Below are 12776 nucleotides of genomic sequence, written 5' to 3'. Positions count from 1 at the left end.
GTCACAAGCGGAACATCGGAAAACCCGCGCCCTGCACAGCCGCAAGGGACCCCGATCACCCTTTCCGCCCGGCCCCGGCTCCCCTAAGTCGCGCCCATGCAGACCGACATCGAAATCTCCCGCGCCGCGACCCTGCTCCCGATCCAGGAAGTGGCCGCAACGCTCGGCATCCCCGCCCAGGCAGTAGAGCCCTATGGCCATCACAAGGCCAAGATCGCGGTCGGGATGCTGCCCAAGCGAACGGCAAGCGGGAAGCTGATCCTGGTCACCGCGATTAATCCCACACCCGCGGGCGAAGGCAAGACCACGACGTCGGTCGGTCTCGCCGACGCCCTGTCGCGCAGCGGCCGCAAGACGGCGCTCTGCCTGCGGGAACCGTCGCTCGGCCCCTGCTTCGGCACCAAGGGCGGTGCTGCCGGAGGCGGCTATGCGCAGGTGGTCCCGATGGAGGACATCAACCTCCACTTCACCGGGGACTTCCACGCGATCACCAGCGCCCACAATTTGCTGGCTGCGATGGTCGACAACCACGTCTATTGGGGCAACGAACTCGGCCTCGACGTGCGCCGCATCAGCTGGCGGCGCGTGGTCGACATGAATGACCGGGCGCTGCGCAGCATCGTCCAGTCGCTGGGCGGCGCCAGCAACGGCTATCCGCGCGAGTCCGGCTTCGACATCACGGTCGCGTCCGAGGTTATGGCGATCCTGTGCCTCGCGAGTGACCTCGCCGACCTTGAAGCGCGGCTGGGCCGGATCATCGTGGGCTATACCGCCGACCGCCGCGCGGTGACCGCTCGCGATCTGAACGCGGAGGGCGCGATGGCCGCCCTCCTCGCCCAAGCGGTAAAGCCCAACCTCGTCCAGACGCTGGAGGGCACGCCCGCCTTCGTCCACGGCGGCCCGTTCGCAAATATCGCGCACGGGTGCAATTCGGTGATCGCCACCCGGACCGCCCTCGGCCTAGCCGACTATGTGGTGACGGAAGCGGGTTTCGGTGCGGACCTGGGCGCGGAGAAGTTCTTCGACATCAAGTGCCGCAAGGCAGGCCTCTCCCCCGACGCGGTGGTCGTGGTGGCAACAGTCCGCGCGCTGAAGATGAACGGCGGCGTCGCAAAGGCCGACCTCGCCAAGCCGGACGTGGCCGCCCTGACCCGCGGGGGCGTCAACCTAGCGCGCCATCTGGAGAATATCCGCGCATTCGGCGTCCCCGCCGTGGTGGCGATCAACCGCTTCGCGTCCGACACGGCCGAGGAGATCGAAGCGGTGCGCGCGATCGCCCGGCAGCAAGGATGCGAGGCGATTGTCTGCACCCATTTCGCCGATGGAGGCGCCGGCGCGGCGGATTTGGCGGAGGCTGTGGCAGCACTAACGGACTCAGGCAGCGCTCGCTTCGTCCCGCTGTATGACGATCGGTTGAGCCTGTTCGACAAGATCAACACGGTTGCGACCCGCATCTACCGTGCCGAGGAAGCCGTCGCGGACGCAAGCGTGCTCACCCAGCTGCGCCGCTGGGAAGCGGACGGCTTCGGCGACTTGCCCGTGTGCATGGCCAAGACGCAGTACAGCTTCTCGACCGATCCGACGCAACTGGGAGCGCCGACCGGGCATGTCGTACACGTCCGCGAAGTGCGGTTGGCTGCCGGCGCCGGTTTCGTAGTCGCCATCTGCGGAGAGATCATGACCATGCCCGGCCTGCCGCGGAAGCCCGCCGCAGAGGGCATCCACGTCAATGCCGCAGGTCAGATCGAAGGCCTGTCGTAGGTAGACGGGGCGGCGGGCGTTTCGCCGCCGCCTCAGGCCGCCTTACGGATCTTGTTGAGCTTCTTGATCACCATGTCGCGCTTCAGCCGAGACAGGTGGTCGATGAACAGCACGCCGTTCAGGTGATCCATCTCGTGCTGGAGGCAGGTCGCCAGCAGCCCGTCGAGCCACTCGTCATGCTCTGCACCCTGCTCGTCCAGCCAGCGGACGCGGCACCGCGCGGGGCGCTCCACATCGGCGAACTGCTCGGGGATCGAGAGGCAGCCTTCCTTGTAGACGGAATATTCGTCCGACGTCTCCAGGATCTCCGGATTGACGAAGGCGCGCGGCTGCTTGACCGGCTTGCCCTCTTCATCCTCCTGCTCCTGCAGGTCGATGACCAGCACCCGCTTCGGCACCGCCACCTGGATGGCGGCAAGGCCGATGCCGGGAGCATCGTACATCGTCTCGAACATGTCGGTGATGAGCGTGCGGACTTCGTCGTCGACCGCCTCCACCGGGGTGGAAATCAGCCGCAGACGCGGATCGGGTATCTCAATGATGGGCAGGATGGCCATAAGGGGCTAGCTAGGTAAGCGCCCCCGGCACGTCAAGCGAACCTGCTCATGCCACGGGACGACGCGCGCGCAATGCCTGGGCGAGCGTCCCCTCGTCGAGATAGTCGAGTTCGCCGCCGACGGGCAGCCCATGGGCCAATTGCGTGACGCGAACCGGATAGCCCTCGATCCGCTCGGCCAGATAATGGGCGGTGGTCTGTCCCTCCAGCGTGGCGTTCATCGCCAGCACGACTTCGTCGATGCCGCCCTTGGCGATGCGGGCGACCAGGCCCTCGATCGCCAGATCCTCCGGCCGCACGCCCTCCAGCGCAGACAGCCGCCCGCCCAGCACATGGAAGCGGCCGGGAAACAGGCGCGACCGCTCCAGCGCCCACAGGTCCGCGACCTCTTCGACCACGCACAGCGCGCGCGCGTCGCGTCGGGGATCGGAGCAGACGGCGCAGGGATCAGAGGTGTCGACATTCCCACAGGTCGAGCAGGTCGACAGCCGCTCGCTCACCCGTTCGAGCGCGGCCAGCAGCGGGACAAGCGCGGTTTCCCGCTTCTTGATCAGGTGCAGCACTGCGCGCCGCGCGGAACGCGGGCCCAGTCCAGGGAGGCGGGACAGCGCCTGCGTCAGCGCCTCGATCTCGGGGGAAGCCATCGCAGGTACAGATAGGGGGTTGCGTGCCGCGCCGCCAGCGTGTCGAGAGCCCCCATGCGCATCATCTTCATGGGCACGCCCGACTTCGCCGTCACCATCCTCGACGCTCTGGTCGATGCCGGGCACGAGATCGTGGCTGCCTATACCCAACCGCCGCGCCCCGGTGGCCGTCGCGGCAAGGCCCCCACCCCGACCCCGGTTCATGTCCGCGCCGAGGCGCTGGGGATTCCCGTGCGGCACCCCACCACGCTGAGGACAACAGAAGCGCAGGAGGCGTTTGCCGCGCTTGGCGCTGATGTCGCCGTGGTTGCCGCCTATGGCCTGATCCTGCCGCAGCCAGTCCTCGATGCTCCCCGTCTCGGCTGCCTCAATGTCCATGCGTCGCTGCTGCCGCGCTGGCGGGGCGCCGCGCCGGTGCAGCGCGCGATCCTCGCCGGCGATGTGGAGACGGGCGTCGGCATCATGCAGATGGAGGCCGGCCTCGACACCGGCCCCGTGCGGCTTGAGCGGCGGATCGCCATCGGCACCGCCACGGCGGGCGAACTCACCGAGCAGCTTGCCCAGCTTGGCGGCACCGCGATGGTGGAAGTCCTTGCCAACTTCGAACGCTATCCCCCTGTTCCGCAACCGGAAACGGGCGTCACCTATGCGGCCAAGATCGACAAGGCTGAGGCACGATTGCGCTTCGACCACCCCGCCGAGGCGGTCGAGCGCCAGGTCCGCGCGCTCCATCCAGCCAGTTTCTTCGAACTGGATGGGGAGCGTTTTCGTGTGCTCGCGGCAGAGGTGGTGCCGGGCGCCGGGACACCCGGAACCGTGTTGGACGACCGGCTGACGATCGCGTGCGGCGCGGGCGCGATCCGCCCGACGCTCGTCCAGCGCGCCGGTCGCGGCGCAATGCCGGCCGCAGACCTGTTGCGGGGGTTCGCGATCCCAGAGGGAACGCAGCTCTCGTGACTCGCTTCGCGCTCACGGTGGAATTTGACGGCCGGCCCTTCATGGGATGGCAACGCCAGTCACACGGACCGAGCGTGCAGGAAGCGATCGAGCGCGCCGTGTGGCGCGTTACGGGGGAAACGGTCGCCGTCCATGCGGCCGGCCGCACCGATGCCGGCGTCCATGCGCTCGCAATGCGCGCCCATGTGGAGATCGTGAAGGACATCGCCCCGTTCCGCCTGATGGAGGCGTTGAACGCGCTGCTTCGCCCCGATCCGGTCGCGATCCTCGCGTGTGAGGCGGTGCCTGATGACTGGCACGCCCGCTTTTCCTGTGTCGGTCGCTCTTATGAATACCGCATCGTCAACCGCCGCGCGCCCCTGACCTGGGAGGCCGGTCTCGCCTGGCAGGTTCCGCAGCCACTCGATGCCGATGCGATGCACACCGCCGCCCAGATCCTGGTCGGCCGCCACGACTTCACCACCTTCCGCTCGGCCCATTGCCAAGCCGAAAGCCCGGTGCGGACTTTGGACCTGCTTGAGGTGGAGCGGCACGGCGACCGCGTCGTCATCCGCGCCGCCGCCCGGTCCTTCCTTCACCACCAGGTCCGCTCGATGGTGGGATGCCTCGGTCTCGTGGGCCAGGGCCGCTGGAGCGCGGACCTGCTCGCGGAGGTATTGGAGGCAAGAGACCGCGCCCGGCTGGGGCTCAACGCCCCGCCGGACGGGCTGTATTTCACCGGCGCGGTCTACCCAGTCAGCGACTGAGCCGCGCCACCAGCTCGACATGGGTGGACCAGCGGAACTGACCGACCGGCTGGATCCAGTCGAGGCGATATCCGCCATCGCACATCGTCTTCACATCGCGTGCGAAGCTGCTGGGATTACACGAAACATAGGCCACCACCGGCACCTTGCTCGCAGCGAGCGCACCGGCCTGTTCGCGGGCACCGGCACGCGGCGGATCAAGCACCACCGCTGCAAAGCGGTCCAGTTCGGCCGGAGCCAAGGGTCGGCGATAGAGGTCGCGATGCTCGGCAAACACAGGGCGCCCGGCCCGCCCCGCCGCCGCCTTCAGCGCCAGGATCGGCTCGCGCGCAGCCTCCCCCGCATAGACCTTCGCAGTCCGCGCCAACGCCAGCGAAAAAGTACCTAGCCCCGCGAAGAGATCGGCCACGATCGGAGCGCCCCCCACCGCTTCGGCAACGCCGTCGACCAGGGCCGCCTCCCCCTCCCGCGTGGCTTGCAGGAAGGCGCCGGGCTGCAGCGCCACGGGGACGCCGGCAAAGCTGACGGTCGCGGGTTCGGGCTCCCAGCGGGTTTCCGGGCCATAGCCGTCGTCCACCGAAAGCCGGGCGAGGCCGTGGCGTTCAGCAAACGCGGTAAGCGCTTCGACCTCGGCGAGCTTGTCTCCCAGCGTACCGGTGATCAGCACGTCGACCCCGCGGTCGGTCAGCGCGAGGTGAACATCGGCGCGACGATCCCCCAGCATTGCGGCCAGCAGCATCCGCAGCGGCGCTACCAGGGCAAACAATTCGGGCAGCAGGACATGACATTCCATCATGTCGACGATGCGGTGGCTGCTTCCCTCGGTGAACCCGAGCAGAACCTGCCGGCCGCGCCGCTCCGCATGAAGAGTCGCGCGCCGGCGCGTCCGGGGCGGCGAGACGATCGCTGGTCGAACCTCGGCGTTCAGCCCCTGCCCTGCGAGCGCGCCGAGGACGCGATCGCGCACGAAGTCCGCGTAGCTTGCCTCGTCAAGGTGCTGAAGCTGACATCCGCCACATTCCGGGAAGTGACGGCACGGTGGCTGCTGATGATGCGGCCCGGGCACGACACTGTTGTCAGCGAGGAGCAGATCCCCGGGGGCAGCGAGCGCGGCGTGGCGGCCGTCCGCGGAGATGCCCTCGCCGCGCGCGGCCACCCGCACGATCACGTTCCCGCTCACAGGCATTCTCCCAGCGCAGCGGGAATCTGCGCAATCAAATCGTCGGCGGCGAAGGCTGGGCCCGCGCGTCGCGCGGCGCGCGCGTGCAGCCACACCGCCTCGTCGGCACTACCGCCCGCCGCATGTCGTGCCGCCACCAGGCCGGCGAGCACGTCCCCGGTTCCGGCGGTCGACAGCCACGGAGAGGCAGCCGAAGCGACGACCACCTTTCCGTCTGGCCAGGCAACCACGGTGTCCGGACCCTTATGGATCACGGCCGCCCCTGTAGCCTGCGCCGCGGCAAGTGTTGCCGTGATCTTGTCTTCTCCGGCCTCGAACATGCGTGAGAACTCGGCAGCATGGGGCGTCAGCAGCGTCGCCGCACCCCGCGCCCGCAGCCGGTGGGCGGCATCCGATCCCAACAAGGTCAGGGCATCGCCATCGATCACGAGGTCGCGGTCGCAGTCGACGGCCGCATTCAGCAGATCGACCGCGGCGTCGTCCCGGCCGAGGCCCGGACCGACCAACACGGCGCCGATGCGCGCATCGGTGAGTAATTCTGTGAGTGCGTTTCCGTCATGGACCGCACGATGGACGATCGCGTCAGGCCCGCCCGATGCCGCCTCCTGCGCCGCAAGGATGACATAGCCGGCGCCGCCGTGGAGCGCGGCACGGGCGGCAAGACGCGAGGCGCCTGCCATGCTGCCCGCCACGGCCACCACCAGCCCGCGCCGGTACTTGTGGGCGTCAAAAGCCGGCCCCCGCAGTGCGGGTCGGTCGATGCTGTGCCACGCCGTAGCGGCCTCCACGCCGATGTCGGCGAGGAGGACATGCCCGCACCTGGCGACACCCGCGCCGAGCACATGCCCCGGCTTCAGGGCTCCCAGCGCGACGGTAGCGGTAATTCCATCCGGTGCGCCAAGATCGGCGCCGCTGTCGGTGGCGATGCCCGAGGGGAGATCGATCGCAACGGTAACCGACGCAGCCCCAACCAGGCGCGCGAGTTGCGCCGCGACCGCGTCGTCGAGGGCGCGGGTCATGCCGGTGCCGAACAGGCCGTCCACCACCACCGGGCGCGGCGTCGCTTCGGCCAGAGCCTGCACCGGTGCATTCCACTTCGCGAAGTTCTCGGCCGCTGCGCCGTGCGCCGGCTGTCCGAGCGCGGCGACGGCGACGTCGTGACCCCAGTCCCGGAGCAGGCGGGCGACGCCATATGCGTCCCCGCCGTTATTGCCGGGCCCCGCCAGCACGAGCACCGGCTGCCCGGCACCCAGCCGCGCCACTTCGCCTGCCACCGCCAGCGATGCCCGCTCCATCAATTCGGCTTGGCCGACGCCGGCATCAAAGCAGCGCTGCTCCGCCGCACGCATTTCGGCGGCGCGAAGGATGGGAGCGCCCGTGGGCAGGATCCTCATGCGCCCTTCCCCACTTCCTGATGGGCCGGCAGGCGATAGCGCGTATCGCCGATCGCCACCTCGATCTGGTCCGGCCCGTGCAGGGTCACCAGCGCAGGCTCGGCGCCATCTGCAGCCACAACGCCGCTTCCATCATCCGTCACGCGCAAACGTTGAAACCCGCCGTCGGGCTTGCGCAGGGTGAGCACAAGGCCGTCGGGTGTCTCTGCTCGATCGACGTAACAGGCCTCTTCGAAATTGCTCGAACCGATGGCGCAGGCGATGCGCAGCCCGCCCGTCACCGGCTCGTCAGCGCTGCTTCCGCCGCAACTCACGAGCAAAAGGGTGGGAAGCGTCAGGCTGGCCACACGGGCATATCGGATAGGTGTCATCGCTGGCCTTGTAGGCTGCCGACTCAGACTTGGGCTAGCGCTAGCGAACGTCAGCGCAGCTGTGTCCGTACGGTGCCGATCACCTCGGCGAGAATGGCCGTCCAGTTCGCGACCCCGGCATCGTCGCCGATCAGGTCGTTGCGCACTTCGACGGAAATGCTGGGAATGCCATGTGCCTCGGCATGGCGGTTGAGCGTCGCGTTGAGCTCGCGACCGGAATAGGGCTCGTTATCCCCGGTCACCAATCCGCGGCCACGCAGGGCGGCGATCGCCGGATGGGCAGCGCGGCTGTCCTGATTGTAGAGGATGCCGACCTGCCACGGCCGCTCCGGGCCGCCGCTCGCCAGCCGCGGCGTAAAGCTGTGGATCGCCACGACCAGCGCCGGGCGATAGTCGCGCACCGCCTGCTCGATCGCCGCATGATAGGGCATGTGAAAGCGCTCGATCCGCCCGAGACGATCGGCGGCGGCGTTGCCCGGAATGACATGACCATCGCTCGCCGGCGGAACCAGCGCATCATGATGCGGTTCGCGATGCAGGTCGATCACAAGCCGGGAGACCGTGCCGAGCACGGCCGGCGCCCGGATCCTCGTCGCAAGGCTGCGGGTCAGCGCAGCTGCGCCGATATCATAGCCGATGTGCAGGTCGAGCAGCGCCGGGAGCACGCCCAGCGAGATGTCGGCTGGCACATGGTTGGACGCATGATCACACAGCAGCAGTACGCCCCCACCCGGGCCGTCGATCTGCTCCGCCGGGGGTAGTGCTGCGAGTTCGGGCGGCTGGTTCACGGGATCCATGACAGCGACCTGCCCCAGACAGGCGCGTCTGTCACCCCTGGAGCCGGGGAGGATGGCGCCTGCACTCGGCAGGGGCCATCCACGGACGTCCCGCTAACGGCGTCTGATCCGCATCCCGCTTAGGCCGCACGGCGAGGCGTTCCGCAACCGCCGACATCATCGCCGCTGCGTGCTTGCACGTCCCGCCCCGGGATTCCGGCTCAGACCAGTTCCGTTTCGAGACACCACCACCCCGGATGCGCGCTCCGGATCGTGCTCGCGGCGGCTGTGCACCGGGCTCGGTCGTCGAACAGGGCGAAGCAGGTCGCGCCCGACCCGGACATGCGAACCATCCAGGTCCCGTCCTGACGTTCCAGCTCAGCCAACACCGCGTCGATCTCCGGCGCCAATTCCCGGGCCGGCGGTTCAAGATCGTTGCGACCGGTGCGAGCCACCTCCAGCGGATTTCCGATCCCGATCGGGCCGCGATCGACTCCGTCCCATCGTGAAAAAACTGCCGCGGTCGATACGCCGACGCCGGGGTTCACGAGCAGCGCCGGGATGCCGGCCAGACCGTCAACAGGCGTCAGTTCCTCGCCCCGCCCGCGACCGATCGCGGTGCGGCTGAGGAGGCACGCCGGCACGTCCGATCCCAGTGCATCGGCACATGCGAGCAGGTCTGGATGGTTCAGAGACACGCCGTCCAACGCCGCTAGCGCCCTGAGTGTCGCGGCCGCGTCGGCCGATCCCCCGCCGATACCGGATGCAACCGGCAGACGCTTGTCGAGCAGGATTTGGTGCCCCCGCCGGTCGCCGAACGCCGCCCGGAACCGGTCGCGGGCGCGCGTCACCAGATTGTCCCCGTCCCCCTGCAGGGTGGCCGCGAAAGGCCCGGTGATGGCGAAGCTGTCCTGCTCGGCGGGCGAGACCGTCAGCAGGTCGCCGTCCCGGACAAAGGCGAACAATGTTTCGAGTTCGTGGTAGCCGTCCGGCCGCCGGCCTCGCACGTGAAGGGCAAGGTTCAGCTTTGCTCGCGCAACTTCCTGGATCACGGACGCGCCCCCGGCGCTGCGGCCATTCCATGGGCCAGCTTGTCCGCCAGCCGCGCTTCGACCGTCGCATCCTCGGCATCGAGTTGCGCCGCCGACCAGGCATATCGCGCCTCGTACCGGCGGCCGAGCGCCCACAGCACGTCGCCCAGATGCTCCTGCACCGTCCCGCTCACATCGTTGGTGTTCGCCGCCACCTCAAGGAGCGGGAGCGCACGGGCAAGGTCGCCCTGGCGATAATAGCCCCACCCCAATGAGTCCGCGATGCTGAGGTCCTCGGGCGCAAGGCGGTGTGCCTTTTCCAGCAGCGCGACGGCCGCAGGCACATTCTGGCCGCGCTCCACCTGCGCATAGCCGAGGTAATTGAGGGCCAGCGGCTCCTCCGGTGCAATCTGCACCGCCTGATGCAGGACCGGCAGCGCTTCGTCCCACCGCCCGCCCTGTTCCAGGGCGGCGCCACGCTGGAGCAGAAGCGTCCAGTCGGCCTGCTCTCCTTCGCGCTCGATCGCGACCGCATAGCTCGCAGCGGCATCGTCGAAACGGCTTTGCTCGGTCAGTAGATCGGCCAGCCGCCGGGCATCGTCGCTGCTGCCGCCAGCGCCAGCCGAAAGGGCAGCGGCTGCCGCAATGGCGGCCTCTGCCTTGCCGGCGCGTGAAAGCACCGCGACTTCGGCGACGCGGGCTTCGCGCGCGAAAGGGCTCTTGGCCGGGACCGCCGCCAACGCCTCACGCGCCTTGGCATGGGCGCCCTCCTGAGAAAGGGCATCGGCCAGAGCGATGCGCGCCCGATCATAACCCGGGTCGAGCACCAGCGCGGCGCGCGTCAGGACGATCCCCAGAGGCGCCGTCTCCTCGGAAGTCATGTCGACTGCCACCCGGACCAGGAACCGGGATGCTCCGAACCGGGCATCGCCCTTGGCGCCCCGGCCGAGCCGTTGGCGGTACGTCGCAATCGCCGGGTCCTCGCCTGCGAGCAGCATCTTCGCCGCGTCCGACTTTCCCTGCCCTGCCAGCAACGATGCCGCGGCAAAGCGCAGCTGCGTGTCGTCCCGCAACCCGCCGAGCTGCGCCTGAACCGCGGCAAGCCCTTCCGCCGTCCGCTTCTGTGCGATCAGGAGGAGCGCCTTGTTCTCGGACGCGTAGCGCCGATCAAGCGCATCCCCACCCGAAGTTCCCAGTTGGAGCGCAGCGGCATTGTCGCGCCCGTCCATTGCAAGCCACGCCGCCAGCACCGGCCGCATGAAATCAAACGGGCTTTCGCCAAGGCTTTCGAGCGCCGCCACAGCCTGATCGCGCCGGCGGGCGGCGAGCGCATCCGCAAAGTCCAGGAGCGCCGCGTCCGGCGGCGCCACGCCCGCGCGCGCCAGCACCTGTGCCGACCTTCGCGCCAGCGCCATGTCGCCGCTGGCCAGCCCCTCGCGATAGGCACGGATCGCGACTACCTCGCTCCCGGGTTTCGCCGCCAGTGCCAGCGCGTAATAGCGGGCCGCGGCATCGACGTTTCCGTCCGCGTCCGCAGCGCGTGCCCGGACGTACGCCGGAAGGTTCTCCTCCGCGGCGGCGGCAGCGGCCGGCGAGGCGGACAGCGCCATCGCCGAAACCGCTGCCACCCACAGCAGGCGCTTACATGTTCGGATAGTTCGGGCCTCCCCCGCCCTCTGGCACCACCCAGTTGATGTTCTGGGTGGGGTCCTTGATGTCACAGGTCTTGCAGTGGACGCAGTTCTGCGCGTTGATCACGAAGCGCGGCTTCGCGCCTTCGGTCTCCACGACCTCATAGACGCCGGCCGGACAATAGCGCTGGGCCGGCTCATCGAACATCGGCAGGTCATAGTCGATGGGGATGTCCGGGTCGCGCAGCGTCAGGTGGACCGGCTGGTCCTCCTCATGGTTGGTGTTCGACAGGAACACCGAGGAGAGGCGGTCGAAGGTCAGCTTCCCGTCTGGCTTGGGATAGGCGATCGGCTGCACCTGGTCCTTGCGCCACAGGCTTTCGTGGTCCGGGTGGTGCTTCATGGTGAAGGGCATGCGAATGCCCCAATGCTCCGCCCACATCGTCATGCCCGACAGGCCGGAGCCGACGAAGTCGCCGAACTTCTTGACCAGCGGCACGACGTTGCGGACCTTGCGCAGCTCTTCATAGACCCAGCTTGCTTCATAGGCGCGCGGATAGGCGTCGAGCGTGTCTCCGCCGCGGTCGGCGACGATCGCCTCGAACGCCGCTTCGGCTGCGAGCATTGCCGTCTTCATCGCCGTGTGCGTACCCTTGATGCGCGGCACGTTCACGAAGCCCGCCGAGCAACCGATCAGGGCGCCGCCGGGGAAGACCAGCTTCGGCACTGACTGCCAGCCGCCGTCGTTGATCGCGCGGGCGCCGTAGGACACGCGCTTGCCGCCCTCCAGGATCTTTGCGATCTCGGGATGGGTCTTCCAGCGCTGCATCTCATGGAAGGGAGACAGATACGGGTTGGAATAATTGAGCCAGGTGACGAGGCCCAGCGCTACCTGCCCGTTCGCCTGGTGGTAGAGGAAGCCACCACCATTGGTCCCGCGGGTCTCAGAAAGCGGCCAGCCCTGTGTGTGGATGACCCGGCCGGGAACATGCTTGTCCGGCGCGATGTCCCACAGTTCCTTGATGCCGATGCCATAGACCTGCGGCTGGGAATCCTTCGCAAGGTCGAAAGTGCGGATCAGCTGCTTGCTGAGATGTCCGCGCACGCCCTCGGCGAGGAAGGTGTACTTCGCATGGAGTTCGAGGCCGGGCTGCCAGTCGGGCTTGTGCGTGCCGTCGCGCGCAACGCCCATGTCGCCGGTCGCGACGCCCTTTACGGAACCGTCCTCGTGGAACAGCACTTCGGCGGCAGCGAACCCAGGGAAGATCTCGACGCCGAGCCCTTCGGCCTGCTCTGCGAGCCAGCGGCACAGGCTGCCCAGCGAACCGGTATAGGTCCCCTCGTTCGACATGAACGGCGGCAATGCCGCGTGCGGCATTTCGGTCTTGCCCGCGGCGCTGAGGATCCAGTGATGATTCTCCGTCACCGGCACTTGGGCCAGCGGACAGCCCTGGTCGCGCCATTCGGGCAATAGCTCGTCGAGCGCACGCGGATCGATCACCGCGCCCGACAGGATATGGGCGCCTACCTCGGACCCTTTTTCCAGGACGCAGACGGCAATCTCGCGCCCTGCTTCGTTCGCCAACTGCTTCAGCCGGATCGCAGCCGACAGGCCTGCGGGGCCGGCGCCGACAATCACGACGTCATAGGGCATCGATTCCCGCTCGCTCATTCACTCCTACTCCTGTTTCGCCGCAGCACCGTGTCGTCGCGTCGCTGCAACGCCTTG

Annotated in this window: 12 protein-coding genes; 3 read left to right on the top strand and 9 right to left on the bottom strand. The window is 68.4% G+C overall.

Annotated elements, in window-relative coordinates; genetic code table 11:
• Positions 1-96 precede the first annotated feature (96 nt).
• Entirely contained in the window at positions 97-1761 is a 1665-nt protein-coding gene (locus QP045_RS03715) for a formate--tetrahydrofolate ligase (RefSeq protein WP_422513615.1), read from the top strand.
• A 32-nt stretch (positions 1762-1793) separates the two neighbouring features.
• On the opposite strand, the gene def is transcribed toward QP045_RS03715, so the two are convergent.
• Together def and recR are read right to left on the bottom strand one after the other, a co-directional pair.
• The gene (gene def / locus QP045_RS03710; protein WP_422513614.1) at positions 1794-2318 is read right to left on the bottom strand and encodes a peptide deformylase; all 525 of its coding nucleotides are present in this window, start codon (positions 2316-2318) and stop codon (positions 1794-1796) included.
• Between the two features lie 46 nt (positions 2319-2364).
• A complete protein-coding gene (gene recR, locus QP045_RS03705; RefSeq protein ID WP_422513613.1) occupies positions 2365-2961 on the bottom strand; it encodes a recombination mediator RecR in 597 nt (198 codons plus the stop codon).
• A gap of 54 nt (positions 2962-3015) precedes the next feature.
• Between recR and fmt the strand changes: the two genes are divergently transcribed.
• Complete coding sequence (gene fmt / locus QP045_RS03700; protein WP_422513612.1) at positions 3016-3918, top strand: methionyl-tRNA formyltransferase; 903 nt, start codon at positions 3016-3018, stop codon at positions 3916-3918.
• A complete protein-coding gene (gene truA / locus QP045_RS03695; protein WP_422513611.1) occupies positions 3915-4664 on the top strand; it encodes a tRNA pseudouridine(38-40) synthase TruA in 750 nt (249 codons plus the stop codon). Before fmt ends, truA begins: the two co-directional genes overlap by 4 nt.
• Here truA and QP045_RS03690 read toward each other — a convergent pair.
• From QP045_RS03690 to QP045_RS03660, 7 genes are all read right to left on the bottom strand, one after another.
• A complete protein-coding gene (locus tag QP045_RS03690; RefSeq protein ID WP_422513610.1) occupies positions 4654-5850 on the bottom strand; it encodes a class I SAM-dependent RNA methyltransferase in 1197 nt (398 codons plus the stop codon). The two genes, truA and QP045_RS03690, sit on opposite strands and share 11 nt — an antisense overlap.
• Positions 5841-7238, bottom strand: a complete 1398-nt coding sequence (locus tag QP045_RS03685; protein WP_422513609.1) for an NAD(P)H-hydrate epimerase — start codon at positions 7236-7238, stop codon at positions 5841-5843. Before QP045_RS03685 ends, QP045_RS03690 begins: the two co-directional genes overlap by 10 nt.
• The gene (locus tag QP045_RS03680; RefSeq protein ID WP_422513608.1) at positions 7235-7609 is read right to left on the bottom strand and encodes a hypothetical protein; all 375 of its coding nucleotides are present in this window, start codon (positions 7607-7609) and stop codon (positions 7235-7237) included. The genes QP045_RS03685 and QP045_RS03680 overlap by 4 nt, the downstream gene beginning before the upstream one ends.
• Positions 7610-7659: 50 nt before the next feature.
• Positions 7660-8406, bottom strand: a complete 747-nt coding sequence (locus QP045_RS03675; protein ID WP_422513607.1) for an N-formylglutamate amidohydrolase — start codon at positions 8404-8406, stop codon at positions 7660-7662.
• A 200-nt stretch (positions 8407-8606) separates the two neighbouring features.
• Complete coding sequence (locus QP045_RS03670) at positions 8607-9437, bottom strand: 4-(cytidine 5'-diphospho)-2-C-methyl-D-erythritol kinase (RefSeq protein ID WP_422513606.1); 831 nt, start codon at positions 9435-9437, stop codon at positions 8607-8609.
• Positions 9434-11026 carry a tetratricopeptide repeat protein gene (locus tag QP045_RS03665; protein WP_422513605.1) on the bottom strand — a complete coding sequence of 531 codons (1593 nt, stop codon included), beginning with the start codon at positions 11024-11026 and terminating at the stop codon, positions 9434-9436. The genes QP045_RS03670 and QP045_RS03665 overlap by 4 nt, the downstream gene beginning before the upstream one ends.
• Positions 11027-11057: 31 nt before the next feature.
• Positions 11058-12719, bottom strand: a complete 1662-nt coding sequence (locus tag QP045_RS03660; RefSeq protein ID WP_422513604.1) for an electron transfer flavoprotein-ubiquinone oxidoreductase — start codon at positions 12717-12719, stop codon at positions 11058-11060.
• Positions 12720-12776: the final 57 nt, after the last annotated feature.

Origin of the sequence: Sphingomonas sp. 3-13AW (genome assembly GCF_049311085.1) — a bacterium.
Taxonomy (GTDB): Bacteria; Pseudomonadota; Alphaproteobacteria; order Sphingomonadales; family Sphingomonadaceae; genus Sphingomonas.
Note: the sequence above shows the minus strand (reverse complement) of the source record. Positions and strands in the feature narration are given on the sequence as shown.